Source organism: Paenibacillus solisilvae, assembly GCF_042656405.1.
Classification (GTDB): domain Bacteria; phylum Bacillota; class Bacilli; order Paenibacillales; family Paenibacillaceae; genus Paenibacillus_Z; species Paenibacillus_Z solisilvae.
In genome coordinates this window covers 57,652-72,721 of the sequence record NZ_JBHSOW010000028.1, presented here as the reverse complement: position 1 = coordinate 72,721, position 15,070 = coordinate 57,652, and the positions used below count along the sequence as shown (strand labels likewise).

13 protein-coding genes are annotated in these 15,070 nt (G+C 46.9%); all 13 read left to right on the top strand.

Translation table 11 applies throughout. The features are described 5' to 3' along the window. Positions 1-143: 143 nt before the first annotated feature. Positions 144-2,948, top strand: a complete 2,805-nt coding sequence (gene infB / locus ACFPYJ_RS07520) for a translation initiation factor IF-2 (protein ID WP_379187569.1) — start codon at positions 144-146, stop codon at positions 2,946-2,948. Positions 2,949-2,955: 7 nt separating this feature from the next. Continuing rightward, positions 2,956-3,312: a 30S ribosome-binding factor RbfA gene (rbfA, locus tag ACFPYJ_RS07515; RefSeq protein ID WP_379187469.1), complete on the top strand. Its 357-nt coding sequence runs from the start codon at positions 2,956-2,958 to the stop codon at positions 3,310-3,312. Then, entirely contained in the window at positions 3,309-4,319 is a 1,011-nt protein-coding gene (locus tag ACFPYJ_RS07510; RefSeq protein WP_379187468.1) for a DHH family phosphoesterase, read from the top strand. The genes rbfA and ACFPYJ_RS07510 overlap by 4 nt, the downstream gene beginning before the upstream one ends. Next, a complete protein-coding gene (gene truB / locus ACFPYJ_RS07505) occupies positions 4,319-5,236 on the top strand; it encodes a tRNA pseudouridine(55) synthase TruB (protein WP_379187568.1) in 918 nt (305 codons plus the stop codon). The genes ACFPYJ_RS07510 and truB overlap by 1 nt, the downstream gene beginning before the upstream one ends. Before the next feature lie 31 nt (positions 5,237-5,267). Then, the gene (locus ACFPYJ_RS07500; RefSeq protein ID WP_379187467.1) at positions 5,268-6,221 is read left to right on the top strand and encodes a bifunctional riboflavin kinase/FAD synthetase; all 954 of its coding nucleotides are present in this window, start codon (positions 5,268-5,270) and stop codon (positions 6,219-6,221) included. Positions 6,222-6,388: 167 nt separating this feature from the next. Beyond that, positions 6,389-6,658: a 30S ribosomal protein S15 gene (rpsO, locus tag ACFPYJ_RS07495; RefSeq protein ID WP_379187465.1), complete on the top strand. Its 270-nt coding sequence runs from the start codon at positions 6,389-6,391 to the stop codon at positions 6,656-6,658. Between the two features lie 404 nt (positions 6,659-7,062). Continuing rightward, the gene (gene pnp / locus ACFPYJ_RS07490; RefSeq protein WP_379187464.1) at positions 7,063-9,159 is read left to right on the top strand and encodes a polyribonucleotide nucleotidyltransferase; all 2,097 of its coding nucleotides are present in this window, start codon (positions 7,063-7,065) and stop codon (positions 9,157-9,159) included. Positions 9,160-9,334: 175 nt separating this feature from the next. After that, positions 9,335-10,330 carry a polysaccharide deacetylase family protein gene (locus ACFPYJ_RS07485; RefSeq protein WP_379187463.1) on the top strand — a complete coding sequence of 332 codons (996 nt, stop codon included), beginning with the start codon at positions 9,335-9,337 and terminating at the stop codon, positions 10,328-10,330. A 44-nt stretch (positions 10,331-10,374) separates the two neighbouring features. Further along, entirely contained in the window at positions 10,375-11,640 is a 1,266-nt protein-coding gene (locus ACFPYJ_RS07480; protein ID WP_379187462.1) for a M16 family metallopeptidase, read from the top strand. Then, entirely contained in the window at positions 11,621-12,064 is a 444-nt protein-coding gene (dut, locus tag ACFPYJ_RS07475; RefSeq protein WP_379187461.1) for a dUTP diphosphatase, read from the top strand. The genes ACFPYJ_RS07480 and dut overlap by 20 nt, the downstream gene beginning before the upstream one ends. A gap of 364 nt (positions 12,065-12,428) precedes the next feature. After that, positions 12,429-13,328, top strand: coding sequence for a dipicolinate synthase subunit DpsA (gene dpsA / locus ACFPYJ_RS07470; RefSeq protein WP_379187459.1), 900 nt, complete (start codon positions 12,429-12,431; stop codon positions 13,326-13,328). After that, positions 13,325-13,912 (top strand): dipicolinate synthase subunit B, encoded by a 588-nt coding sequence (locus ACFPYJ_RS07465; RefSeq protein ID WP_379187458.1) that lies wholly within the window; start codon positions 13,325-13,327, stop codon positions 13,910-13,912. Before dpsA ends, ACFPYJ_RS07465 begins: the two co-directional genes overlap by 4 nt. A gap of 92 nt (positions 13,913-14,004) precedes the next feature. Then, complete coding sequence (locus tag ACFPYJ_RS07460) at positions 14,005-15,042, top strand: aspartate-semialdehyde dehydrogenase (RefSeq protein WP_379187457.1); 1,038 nt, start codon at positions 14,005-14,007, stop codon at positions 15,040-15,042. Positions 15,043-15,070 lie beyond the last annotated feature (28 nt).

Here is a 15,070-nt window from a genome sequence, read left to right as displayed (position 1 = left end):
TGCCGTTACGGATGCAGGCTTTTCCAAGAGTATCGTACAGAGCTTAAGCCAACCTACGGAGGTGGAGTATATTGACTAAACAACAAGACAGCAAGGACAACAAAGATAAATTGCGCGTCTATGAGTACGCCAAGTCGCTCAATATGAGCAGCAAGGAAATCATTACGATTTTGAAACGTCTCAGTCTGCCTGTTAACAATCACATGAGCGTGATGGAGAATGAGATGGTAAGCAAAGTCGAGGGTTTTTTTCGTGATATAAAAGCAAATGCAGCCGCCAAACGAGCGCAAGAGACTGCAACCGTTGCTGCTTCTTCGCAGCCAACTAATCGTCCGCAGCAACAGTCACTGGAACGTAAACCGCAGCCAACCTCAAATGCAGGTCAGCCGCAAGGGCAAAGTAACAAAAATACAAACGATCAACAGGGGAATATGAATACAACAAAACCTAATACGCAAGCAAGTACGAGCACATCCGCAGCAGCTGCTTCAGCAAACACAAGTTCACAGCCTGCCGCAGCATCACAATCCGCAGCAACGAGTCAATCAGCTGTGCCAGCACAACCAAGTGCGCAGTCTACACCGGCAAGCAACCAGCAATCCGGAACTGGCTCTGTTCAGCAGCGTCCTGCTGGACAGAGTGGTCAACAAGGCCAACGACCAAGCGGTCAACAAGGCCAACGACCAAGCGGACAGTACAATCAAGGCCAGCGTCCAAGCGGTCAGGGCGGCCAACGCCCTAGCGGTCAAGGCAGCCAAGGCGGTCAACGCCCAGGCGGACAGGGCGGTCAAGGTGGCCAACGTCCTAGCGGTCAATACGGTGGTGGTCAAGGTGGACAGCGTCCAAGTGGCCAAGGCAGTCAAGGCGGTTCAGGCCAAGGCGGGCAGCGCTTTGGACAAAGCAGCCCGCAGGGACAAGGCGGACAGCGCAGTCAAAGTTCCAGCCGTCCGGCTCCAGCTCCAAGCACCGGCGGCTCGCGTGCAACTACGCCGCAGCCAAACCGCAATGCGCAAGGAAAAACATTTGAGCCCCGTCCTGCTCTGGATGAAAAGAAAAGATCATCCAAACCGAATCAAAATGCTGGCGGCAAACGTTTTGACGATGCACGGGTAAGCAACTACAAAGGCAACAACCGCGGAGGCAAAAACCAGCGCGGCAGAGGCCAACAGCAAGAGCGCAAAGAAAAAGTGGATAACACACCTAAGAAAATTATCGTCCGTGGTACAGTAACAGTCGGTGATTTGGCAAAATTGCTCCATAAGGATGCTTCCGAGGTTATCAAGAAACTTATCGTGCTTGGCGTAATGGCTACCATTAACCAAGAGGTTGATCTGGATACCGTTCAATTGATCGCTACGGAATACGGCGTAGAAGTTGAAGTGAAAATTCCGGTTGAGGAAGATGCATTCGAGACCTTCGAAGAGCAGGATGAAGAAGAAACACTCGAAACTCGTCCGCCGGTTGTAACAATTATGGGTCACGTTGACCATGGTAAAACAACCTTGCTTGATGCCATTCGCCATACCAGCGTAACCAGCGGCGAAGCTGGCGGTATCACACAACATATCGGTGCATACCAAGTAGAAATTAATCATAAGAAAATTACTTTCTTGGATACACCGGGCCATGAAGCTTTTACACTCATGCGTGCCCGTGGAGCTCAAGTAACCGATATTACAATCATTGTTGTTGCAGCTGACGACGGCGTCATGCCGCAAACAGTGGAAGCCATTAACCATGCGAAAGCAGCTGGCGTACCGATTATCGTAGCGGTCAACAAAATCGATAAGCCAGGTGCAGATGTTGATAAAATCAAACAAAGCCTTACTGAATACGCGCTTGTACCGGAAGAATGGGGCGGCGACACGATTTTCGTCAACGTATCAGCCAAACAGCGTATCGGTCTGGAAGAACTGCTTGAAATGATTCTGCTCGTCGCTGAAGTGAACGACTACAAAGCTAACCCGAACAAACGGGCACGCGGTACGGTTATCGAAGCCGAGCTTGATAAAGGTAAAGGTCCGGTAGCTCGTATCCTCGTTCAGCATGGATCACTCAAAGTCGGAGATGCTTTTGTAGCAGGTAACTGCTTCGGACGTGTCCGTGCTATGGTCAATGATAAAGGTCGTCGTCTGAAAGAAGCGGGTCCAAGTACGCCAATCGAGATTACGGGTCTGACAGAAGTTCCGCAAGCCGGTGACCCGTTCCTCGTGTTTGAAGATGAGCGCAAAGCTCGTGCCATTGCAGAGCGTCGTGCCATTAAGCACCGTCAATCCGAGCTTGGTGCCAATACTCGTGTAACGCTTGAAGATCTGTACAGCCATATTAAAGATGGAGAAGTGAAGGAACTGAACGTTATCATCAAAGCGGACGTTCAAGGTTCTTCCGAGGCACTTAAAGGATCGCTTGCGAAGATCGACATCGAAGGCGTTCGTGTCAAAATCATTCACAGCGGCGCTGGTGCAATTACCGAGTCTGATATTAACCTGGCTGCTGCGTCCAGTGCGATTGTAATCGGCTTTAACGTTCGTCCAGAGCCTCAAGCACTGGCAACAGCTGAGCAAGAAAAAGTTGATATTCGTTTGCACAGCATTATCTATAATGTAATTGACGAAATCGAGCATGCTATGAAAGGGATGCTGGATCCAATCTTCAAAGAAGTCATTATCGGGCAGGCTGAGGTGCGTAACATATTCAAAGTTACGAAAGTCGGTACAATTGCTGGATGTATGGTTACTTCAGGTAAAATCACGCGTTCGGCAAAAGCTCGCTTGATTCGAAGCGGAATTGTTGTGTTTGACACAGAGATCGAATCGCTCAAACGCTTTAAAGATGATGCTAAGGAAGTTGCTCAAGGCTATGAGTGCGGAATTACACTCGAAAGATTTAATGACCTTAGAGAAGGCGACACCATTGAAGCTTACGTTATGGAGACAGTAGAGAGGTGATTAACCTATGGCGAAAATTCGCGTAGGGCGAGTCGGTGAACAAATCAAGAAAGAATTAAGTCAGCTCATTCAATCGGAACTTAAAGATCCCCGTATCGGATTCATTACAGTAACGGGTGTGGAACTGACAAATGATCTTTCGCAAGCACGCGTTTTCCTGAGCGTACTTGGTTCAGACGAACAGAAAGAAGAAACGCTCAAGGCGCTGGCACGCGGAACTGGCTTTCTTCGTTCCGAGCTAGGCAAGCGAATTCGCTTCCGCCATACACCGGAGCTGTTGTTTAAGTTTGACAACAGCATCGAATACGGCAGCCGAATCGAATCGTTGCTCAATAATATTAATAGTGATAATGGTGTGCAATGACCGGGGTAAAGCCTGCGGCTTTTACCGCGACTTATGAAAAACAGCTGGACGATGCTATTGCTTTTATGCGAGAGGGCGACCGCTTTTTGGTCGTCTCGCATGTTCAGCCTGACGGTGATGCAATCAGCTCCACAGTTGTTGTTTGCTGGCTGCTGCGCCATTTTGGAAAACAAGTCAATATGATTAACGAAAGTCCAGTACCCATTAAGCTTACCTTTATGGAAGATACAGCTTCCATCCATAATTATAGTCTGCAGCCTCCTACAGAGACCTATGACCGCATTATTGCCGTGGATTGTGCAGACTTTCGTAGAATTGGCCTGGTTTCCGGCAGCTTTGCTGAAGGAGCTGTATTGCTTAATATCGACCATCATCCAACAAATGATGGTTTTGGCGCTGTTAATGTGATTCGAACGGATGCTGCTGCCACTGTTGAAATTTTATACGATTTAATGGAATATGCGGGAATTGTCCTGGACAAAGAAGCAGCCACTGCAATATATACAGGATTATTAACCGATACAGGCGGGTTTAGGTATTCCAATACGACTCCCAGAGTGATGAATGTGGCTTCTAGTATGCTTGTTAAAGGTGTCCCAGGGCATTGGATAGCCAATCACCTGCTGGAGCGTATGACTAAGCCTCAGCTTCTATTATTGCAGCGCGGTTTGAACGGTCTTACTTTCTCGGAAGATAACCGAATTGCATGGCTTTATATTTCTGTTGCTGACATGGCTGAGACTGGAGCAATCGGAGATGATTTGGAAGGCTTGGTCAACTATGCACTCAATGTTGAAGGTGTAGAAGTAGGTATTTTATTCAAAGAAACCGAGAATGGCCAAGTAAAGGTAAGTATGCGATCATCTGGCAAAGCAGACGTATCGGCCATCGCACAGCTATTTGGCGGCGGAGGGCATGTTCGGGCAGCTGGATGCCGGCTTGAGGGAGTGATAGCCGATTCCATTTCCAGCCTCATTAATGCCGTTAGAAAGGCGTTGGAAGAATGATGGACGGTATTCTAGCCGTTTGGAAGCCGGCAGGCTGGACATCTCATGATGTAGTAGCTAAAGTTAGACGTATACTGCGAACCAAACGAATTGGTCATGCCGGGACGTTGGATCCGCAAGTTACGGGGGTATTGCCTCTTTGTATTGGTCGTGCGACTCGTGTTGTGGAATATGTGCAGGAGAGGCCTAAAGCCTATGAAGCTGTACTCCAGTTTGGAATAGCGACAGATACCGAGGATCTATCGGGTACGGTTATTTCGGAAGCGAAGGACGTTCAACTAAGCGAAGCGGATATCCGCCGCGTGCTTGTATCCTTCATCGGTGAGATTGATCAGATTCCTCCAATGTATTCTGCCGTGCAGGTTGGAGGGAAGCGTCTGTACGAGTTGGCGCGAGAAGGTCAAGTTATTGAAAGGCAGTCCAGAAAAGTTAAGATCTATGAATTGGACTTGCTGGAGCTCAGCCTTGCCAAGCAGCAACCAACCATTCGTTTTGCGGTTCAATGCTCCAAAGGAACGTATATCCGTACTCTCTGTGTAGATATCGGTCATGCGCTTAATGTTCCTGCTGTCATGGCGGAACTCAAACGTACGATGTCAGGCGGGTTTACAGAGGAGCAATGCTTGACTTTGGAAGAAATCGAACAACTTCAGGCATCGGGAGATTTGGAAGCCCGGTTGCTTCCCGCCGATTCAGCGCTTGAACATCTTGCACGCGGGACAGTTAGTAGGGAGACCGCACAGCATGCCTTTCAAGGTAAACGGATTCCCAGCCAAAGTTTGAAAGACTTAACCGTATCGGAAAAAAAAGACGAGCTTATTCGGTTGTACAGGGAAGATGGTCTGTTTATCGGATTGTTTGAACGGGAAGCGGACAGTGAGCTGCTGAAAGCAGTGAAGGTCTTTACACCGGTATAATAAGCGAAGATCATAAAGCAGGTGTGACTGCATGGAAATCATCTTCTTAGAATATCCAATTCGTTCATCTACAGCAGCTGAAACGGCTGTACCAAAAACACTCGCTATCGGGCATTTTGATGGCGTACATAGAGGTCATCAAAACGTCATCCGCCGTTCTATGGAAGCTGCCAAAGCTGAAGGGTTACAGGCTGCAGTCATGACGTTTCATCCGCATCCGAAGGAAGTGCTGGGCCAAGGGCAGCAGTATGTCACTTGCTTAACACCGCTGGACGATAAGATCAAACGTTTTCTACGACTAGGCGTGGATGTCGTTTACGTGATCAAATTCGATTTGTCTTTCTCTGCGGTAACACCCGCTGAGTTTGTTGAGGATGTACTGCGTCCTCTTCAGGTAAAGAAAGCGATAGTTGGTTTTGATTTCACCTTTGGCGTACGCGGCTCAGGTCATGCGGAAACTTTAGTATCGCTAGGACAACCTGACATTGGGGTCGAAATTGTCGAACCATTGATGCAGGATGGCGATAAAGTGAGCAGCACGCTTATTCGAGAATCGCTGCTTGAAGGCTCCCCGGAGACTGCGAGGCAGCTGCTTGGAGAATCTTATGAAGTAAGAGGAATCGTTGTTCACGGTGAAGGCAGAGGCAGTAAAATCGGATTCCCGACAGCCAACATCGAACCGGAAGCTGCTTATGTAATGCCTAGACAGGGTGTCTATGCGATTATGGCTGACGTTGAAGGAAAGTTAATACATGGTGTATTAAACATGGGTGTGAAACCAACCTTTCACGAGCATTTGCCAAAACCTGTGCTCGAAGCCCATTTATTCGATTTCAACGGGGATTTGTATGGAAAGTCGATTATGATTCGGTTTATCAGTTTCCTCCGCACGGAGAAGAAGTTCGGATCAATCGATGAACTAGTCAAACAGATCCATTCGGATGCGGAGCAGGCGCGTGCAGTATTAACTGCTTTCAACATGTAAACGGGCTCCATTTACTTCTTATAGGCGTTTGTGGTATACTCAAATACGTTGCGTGGTGATAGAGCATTCTCTATCGATTACAGGCAGCACGAACCTTAGCTTGGCCTGACCGACATCACCGACGGCGGCGAGGCTAACGGCGATTATTATGAAGGAGGTGAACATGGATGGCAATTACACAAGAGCTTAAACATCAGCTGATTGATGAGCACAAGAAACACGCGAACGATACGGGATCACCCGAAGTTCAAGTCGCTATCCTGACGCAAAACATCGTCAATTTGACGGATCACTTGCGGACGCATAAGAAGGATCATCATTCGCGTCGCGGTCTACTGAAGATGGTAGGTCAACGTCGTAAACTACTAGCGTACTTGAAAAACAAAGACGTTCGTCGTTACAGCGCATTGATCGAAAAACTCGGCCTTCGCCGATAGTAGATACGTAAATAAAAGCAACCTGGTTGTCCAGCCGTCCGGGGTTCCGGATCGGCAGCACCGGGTTGCTTTTTATAAATTTGTCGATAATGATTTACATAAAGGTGCAACCAACAAACCTCTTATCACGGTCGCTTGAAGATAATAAGACCTCGAAAGGGGTTTGTCTCAAAATATAGAAAGTATTCATTAACGATGCTATTTTATATTTCTGAGGGTAGAGACTTGCACCGCAATAATGGACGGCACTTGTAAGCGGTTCTGCTTTACAGCGCCGTTCCTTCTTATATATTGTGACAGAGCAGGATTTACCATGGAAGCTTTTAATTGGAAAACAAACAATAACCTGCAGGCCGAGCTGTCCCATTGGGGCGAAAGTTTCGGCAGCAGTGAGGAGGAATTCGATGTTGCATCATGTTGAAATGACGCTGGGTGGACGTCCACTCGTTCTTGAAACGGGACGTCTTGCTAAACAAGCGAACGCAGCGGTTACGGTCAAATATGGCGATACTGTCGTTCTATGTACGGTGGTATCCTCGAATGAGCCGAAAAATCTGGATTTTTTCCCGCTTACAGTTAACTATGAAGAGCGGTTGTACGCCGTTGGTAAAATCCCGGGTGGATTCATTAAGCGTGAAGGGCGTCCAAGTGAAAAAGCGATTTTATCGAGCAGACTAACTGACCGTCCGATTCGCCCGTTGTTCCCTGATGGTTTCCGCAATGAAGTGCAAATCGCTAATATCGTCATGAGTGTAGACCAGAATTGCACACCGGAAATTGCTGCTATGATTGGGACTTCTGCAGCGCTCAGCATTTCCAACCTGCCGTTTAACGGTCCAATTGGCGGCGTTATCGTTGGCCGTATCGATGGTGAATTCATCGTTAACCCAACGGTTGACCAAGAGACAAAAAGTGATATTTACGTTGTCGTATCCGGAACGAAAGATGCAATTATGATGGTGGAAGCAGAAGCGAACGAAGTGCCTGAATCCGTTATTCTTGAAGCTATTATGTTCGGACACGATGAAATTAAGAAAATCGTTGCAACAATTGAAGAGCTGCAGGCTATTGCCGGCAAGCCTAAGATGGAAGTGATCCTTCAAGCTTCTGATGAAGGGGTTAATGCAGCTGTTCGTGCTTTTGTGGCTGACCGCTTAGTACAAGCGGTGCGCATTCAAGAGAAGCATGAACGTCAAGATGCGATTGATGCGGTTAACGCAGAAACGATTGCACATTTCGAGGTTGAGTATGCAGAAACGCCTGAATTGCTTGGTGATGTGAAAGAAGTTCTGTATGATATCGTCAAGGAAGAAGTGCGCCGATTGATTACGCATGATAAAGTTCGACCGGATGGAAGAGCTTTGAGTGAGATCCGTCCCATTGAATGCGATGTGGATTTACTGCCAAGAACGCATGGCTCCGGATTGTTTACTCGCGGACAAACGCAAGCCTTAAGCATTTGTACGCTAGGTGCACTGGGTGATGTTCAAATTCTTGATGGTATCGACTTGACAGAAACCAAGCGTTTCATGCATCATTACAATTTCCCTCCATTCAGTGTTGGGGAAGCAAGACCGCTTCGTCCTCCAGGCCGTCGTGAAATTGGCCACGGTGCACTTGGTGAGCGCGCACTGTCCAAAGTCATTCCGTCTGAAACGGAATTCCCATACACGATTCGTCTCGTATCCGAAGTATTGGAATCGAACGGATCGACCAGCCAAGCAAGTATCTGCGCAAGCTCGCTTGCCATGATGGATGCAGGTGTGCCGATCAAGGCTCCTGTTGCTGGAATCGCGATGGGCTTGATCAAAGATGGGGAACATTTTTCAATTTTGTCTGATATTCAAGGTATGGAAGATCACCTTGGCGACATGGACTTTAAAGTGGCAGGTACAGCTGAAGGTGTTACTGCAATTCAAATGGATATCAAGATCGATGGCATCAGCCGTTCGATTCTGGAGGAATCCCTTGAGCAGGCACGCGTTGGCCGTCTGCATATTCTCGGTAAAATGACAGAGGTAATGGCGCAGCCGCGGAAAGCATTGTCCCAATATGCGCCTAAAATCGTCATTATGAAGATTCACCCGGATAAAATTCGTGACGTTATCGGTTCCGGCGGTAAAATCATTAATAAAATTATTGATGAAACCGGCGTGAAAATTGATATCGAGCAGGACGGAACAGTATTCATTGCATCCTCAAATGCGGATGCCAATGAACGTGCTAAGCAAATCATCGAAGGAATCGTCCGTGAAGTCGTAGTGGGGGAAGTGTACCTTGGAACAGTGAAACGGATTGAGAAATTCGGCTGCTTCGTTGAAATTCTTCCGAATAAGGACGGCTTAGTTCATATTTCGCAAGTTTCAACTGAGCGTGTTGCGAAGGTGGAGGATGTTCTCAAGATCGGAGATCAAATTACCGTCAAGGTAACTGAAATCGATCAGCAAGGACGTATCAACCTGTCGCGTAAAGCTGTTCTGGAAGTGCCTGCACAGCCCTAAGCTTGGTTAACGATTTATCCTTTCCCATAAAGTAACAAGGAAGAGTCAGATCACGCATCTGTCTCTTTTTTATTCATCAATCATTTTCGAGGATAAGTTTTATTGGCCTTGCCTTACTCCTTCTCATAATGTGGACCTGCTCATAATATGATGAAGAGAAGGGTGGGACGAGGCAATGAAATTGAAGAAAGCAATCGTGATGGCTCTCCTCATGAGCGCACTGCTTCTGACCGTGCGGCTGAACAATAGTTTGTCTGATTACGTATTTGCTGTGAAACAAAACAGGGTTTACGATGTATTCAAACCTGTTTCGGGAGACACCCAGAAGAATCAGCTTCTTTTGGATACCATTAAAGCGGAAGCCGTGAAGAAGAGGATCGCGCCGGTTAATGCGACGCTGGATCGAGTTTGGAAAGCGATACCCGGTTACAATGGTTTAGAAGTAGATGTGGAGCAGACTTACCGATTAATGAAAGAGGCACCTGAGCATGCTCCTATTCGTTACGTGTACAAAGAAATATGGCCTAAAGTAAATCTGGAACAGTTGGGCAGACAGCCAATTTACAAAGGCAACCCGAAGAAGCCAATGGTATCCCTTATGATTAACGTTGCATGGGGGAATGAGTTCATTAAGCCAATTCTGGATACATTGGAGAAGGAAAATGTAAAAGCAACCTTTTTCCTGGACGGCTCTTGGTTAAAGAAGAATACCTATATGGCCAGAATGATTCAGTCAGCCGGTCATGAAATCTCCAATCATGCTTATTCCCATCCTGATATGAGCAAATTGGACCGTCAATCGGCATATAATCAAATTGCAAAGACCGAAGCACTGCTTCAAGCTACGCTCCATGTCAAGAATCATTGGTTCGCCCCTCCATCCGGAGATTTTAATCAGACGACGATTAACGTTGCAGCCGAGCAGGGATTAAAGACTGTTTTGTGGACACTAGATACTGTGGATTGGCGGCACCCGCCTGCTTCATCAATTGTTCGCAAAATTCGGTTGCAGGTTGAGCCTGGATCATTAATTCTGATGCATCCGACCGATTCATCGAGTGAGGCGCTGCCGGGGATGATTGCAGCAATCAAACAGAAAGGGCTAATGCTCAGCACGGTAAGTGATACCTTATCTTCGAAGAGAGTTACGTTAGTTGAGGCTGGACCGTAATTTTGTTATAGTTGTATCCAAGAAAGTTTTAGGAGGAAAATGCTGTGAATAACTATACGCTGAGCAACGGTTTGCGCGTTGTAGTGGAGTATATCCCGACGTTCCGTTCGGTTGCGTTTGGTATATGGGTCAAAACGGGCTCCAGGAATGAAACACCTGAGAATAACGGCATTTCGCATTTTATCGAGCACATGTTATTCAAAGGCACAGCTCGCCGAAACGCCAAGGATATTGCGGATCTGTTTGATGGTATCGGCGGCAATGTGAACGCATTTACGGCCAAAGAATATACCTGTTATTTTGCGAAGGTATTGGATCAGCATTTACCGATAGCCGTTGATGCGTTGGCGGATATGTTCTTTGAATCCCAGTTAGATGAAACGGAATTAAACAAAGAAAAGAATGTTATTCTTGAGGAAATCTCCATGTATGAAGATACTCCGGATGATAAAGTTCATGATGAAGCATCCCGTGCAGCTTATGGCGATCATCCATTAGCTTATTCGATACTTGGTTTGGAAGAGCGGCTTTCAGCAATGAACAGCGGCACTCTTCGAGGCTACATGGGCGATCGTTACCGGATTGATAACACCGTCATCAGTGTAGCTGGGCATGTGGAGGAGGGTCCGCTTCTTGAACTGTTAGAAAAGCATTTTGGAAACTTCAGCAATAATGGGACTGATTCCACAGTATCAGCGCCGGAATTTAACGGACAATATCTGTTTCATAAAAAAAAGACGGAACAAAATCATATTTGCTTGTCCTTCCAGGGCAGTTCGATTGCGGATTCGAATCTTTATGCGATGATTCTTCTTAACAATGCGCTCGGCGGCGGGATGAGCTCTCGTTTATTTCAAGAAATCCGAGAGAAACGCGGACTTGCGTATTCGGTTTATTCCTACCACACTTCATATGCAGATAGCGGCTTATTTACGATTTATGCGGGTACAGCTCCTAAGCAAACGAAAGAAGTTATGGATTTGACGCTGAATATGATGAATGACTTGGCAGCAAAAGGATTATCAGACGAGGAGCTTCACCGCGGCAAGGAACAGTTAAAGGGAAGCTTGATTTTGAGCCTCGAAAGCACCAGCAGCCGGATGAACCGTCTTGGTAAGAATGAACTGATGCTCGGCCGTCATTTTACACTCGATGAGATGCTTGCTCGAATCGATTCCGTTCAGATGAGCGACATACAGCAAGTGACCAAACAGATGCTGTCCATGCCTTTTGCAGTTGCAATGGTGGGAACGAATGATAAAGCTGCTGCAGCCATTAGGAGGGATAGTCTTGTATCAAGTATTATTTAAGCGGCTCCAAGGCAATGAAGATGTCAAGCTGCCGATCAAAATGTCAGAGTTAGCGGCTGGTTTCGATCTTCATGCTGCCGTATCAGAACCGGTATCCCTATCGCCGGGTGAACGGAAGCTGATCCCGACCGGCTTTTCGATGGCCATGCCAGCAGACTTGGAAGCGCAGATACGTCCCCGCAGCGGGCTTGCGTTCAAACACGGAATTACTTGCTTAAATTCACCCGGTACGATAGATGCGGATTATCGAGGAGAAGTTAAAGTTCTGCTCATTAACCTTGGTCAGGATACCTTCATTATTGAGCGTGGTGAGCGAATTGCCCAGATGGTATTCCAAGTTGTCCCTGCAATTGAAATCTCAGAAGTTGATGATCTTCCGGATACCGTCCGCGGGGCAGGCGGATTTGGCCATACTGGCGTCTAACCAGGAATAATCATGACTTATAACTGCCTTTAATACCCGTATGAGCTTAGGCTCATGCGGGTATTTTTTTTGAATCTCAGATGTGAGGACTAGAGTCACAACCCGCATTTCGTGAAAAAGGAATGCATTTCTTCTTCACCCTGCTTTGGGCGGATGCATAAGATGATCTATAACCAAGAGCGAGTGCTGTTTACTGCGGCATAGAGCCTCGCTGAGTAACGGTTTTAAGATCAGCATTACACCGCGAGATCGATATGATCAAAAGTCCAGCGGGTGCAGGTAATGCCGACCACTATTGCAATTACTGCCAACCGAGTCAGTTATTCTTGCTGAGTAACGGTTGCAGTAGGAAGGAGTGATATCCATGTTGACTGGGGTTCAGGTCGTGCTTCTCGGTGGTGATGCTCGTCAACTCGAGGTCATCCGTAAGCTGACCGAGCTCGATGCACTAGTAACGGTAGCAGGCTTTGACCAGCTCCATACTCCGCTTGACGGAGCAGTTAAAGCTGAGATGAGCCCAGAATTGTTTGATAGTGCGGATGCTTTAATACTTCCTGCAGTCGGGACAGATGATGACGGGAAAATAATTGCGGTTTTTAGTGACCGAGAGCTTATTCTAACGGATGATCATATTGCTCGTTTGCCCAAACATTGCACGATCTACACTGGAATGGCAAAATCCTATCTCCGTCTGTTATGCGATAAACATAATATTCGGCTTATTGAGCTGTTTGACCGTGATGATGTCGCTATTTATAACTCCATTCCTACAGCTGAAGGTGCCATTATGATGGCGATTCAGAACACGGATATTACGATTCATGGCTCATCATCCATGGTCCTCGGGATTGGCCGGACCGGATTTACGCTTGCTCGTTCACTACAGGGATTAGGTGCAAAAGTAAAGGTCGGAGTAAGGCGTGAGGAGCATTTTGCAAGAGCGCAGGAAATGGGTTTTGAGCCCTTTTTTATCCATGCATTACAGCAGCATGTGGTTAATATTGACTTGCTTTTTAACACAATTCCGACTATGATAGTCACAGCGCAAATTATCGCAAATTTGCCTTCGCGAGCGGTCATTATTGACCTCGCTTCTAAGCCGGGCGGAACGGATTTTCGCTTTGCTGAGAAGCGGGGAATTAAAGCGTTGCTCGCCCCCGGTCTACCAGGAATCGTCGCACCCAAAACCGCTGGACGTATCATTGCGGATTGTTTAAGTCGGTTGATTTTGGAAGATACCAGGCAACGGGGGAATGGGCAATGAAATGGCAAGGAAAAACGGTGGGCTATGCGCTCTCCGGATCTCACTGCACGTTTGCGGAAGTCATGCCGGTCATTCAGCGATTTGTTGATGAAGGAGCTAATGTTGTTCCGATTGTCACACAGACGATTATGATGACGGATACGAGATTCGGTTCATCAGAAGAATGGCAGCGGGAACTCCGAACTATTACCGGAAATGAAATTATTTCGACAATCGTCGACGCTGAGCCGCTTGGACCTTCTAAACTGTTAGATGTCTTAGTTATTGCTCCGTGTACAGGCAACACAACAAGTAAGCTTGCTAATGCGATGACAGATAGTCCGGTTCTTATGGCTGCAAAATCACAAATGCGCAACCAACGCCCGCTTGTGCTTGCAATATCAACGAATGACGGGCTTGGCTTGAATGCGGCGAATATTGCCAAATTGCTGGTTTGTAAGAATGTTTATTTTGTCCCTTTCGGACAGGATAATCCCATTCAGAAGCCCAATTCATTGGTAGCCAAGATGGACTTAGTACCGGAAGCCTGTGAAGCTGCACTTCTTGGTAAACAACTCCAGCCGCTTCTGATTGAACGGCATTAGAAGAATAGAACAGTTGCTTTTTCGACTTCAAATAAACTTGTAGTCATTATCCTTAACATATATAGTTTCTTTCGAGGGGAGCCAGACATCAAATGTCGAGTCAAAAATTATTTAACGTTGCGGTAGTAGGCGCAACAGGCGCAGTAGGAGAACAAATCATCGGTCTGCTTGAGAAAAGAAACTTTCCGGTTGCAGAGCTGAAGCTTCTTTCATCAGCACGTTCTGCCGGAACTAAAATTGTGTTCAAGGGCAAGGAATATACAGTCGAGGAAGCAACGCCCGATAGCTTTAAAGGGGTAGAGATCGCTTTGTTCAGCGCAGGCGGCGATGTAACGAAAGCACTTGCTCCTCATGCAGTTGAACATGGCGTTGTATGTATTGATAACACAAATGCATACCGAATGGATCCGGATACACCGCTAATCGTCCCAGAAGTAAACATCGAGAAGGTAAATGAGCATAAAGGGATTATTGCAAATCCAAACTGCTCCACGATTCAAATGGTTGCAGCGCTTAAACCGCTGCAGGACCGTTACGGGATCTCCCGTATTATTGTATCTACTTATCAGGCTGTATCCGGTGCAGGCAGCCGGGCAATTGACGAGCTTCTTCGCCAGACCCGTGACGTATTGGATGGAAATGATGTTAAACCTGAAATTTTACCAGTTGGTTCGCTCCCGGTGAAGCATCAGATTGCTTTCAATGCGATACCTCAAATTGATAAATTTCAAGAAAACGGCTATACGCTTGAAGAAATGAAAATGGTCAAAGAAACAAAGAAAATTTTAGGTGATGAGTCCATAGACGTGACTGCTACCTGTGTTCGTATACCTGTCGTTTATGGCCACTCAGAATCTGTTTATGTGGAATTGAAAAATGATTACGATCTGGAAGACGTCAAGACACTGCTCGAGAATGCTCCAGGCGTCACACTCGTAGACGATCCTGCAGGTCAGAGCTACCCGCTTGCAACGGATGCAGCTGGCAAACCTGAAGTTTTCGTCGGTAGATTGCGCCGTGATTTAGGCTCCTCACGCGGTCTGAACCTGTGGATCGTATCTGACAATCTGCTCAAAGGTGCAGCATGGAACGCTGTTCAAATCGCAGAATATATCGCTATTGAACGCTAATCATCCTGCTTAGCAGATCCGTTTATTA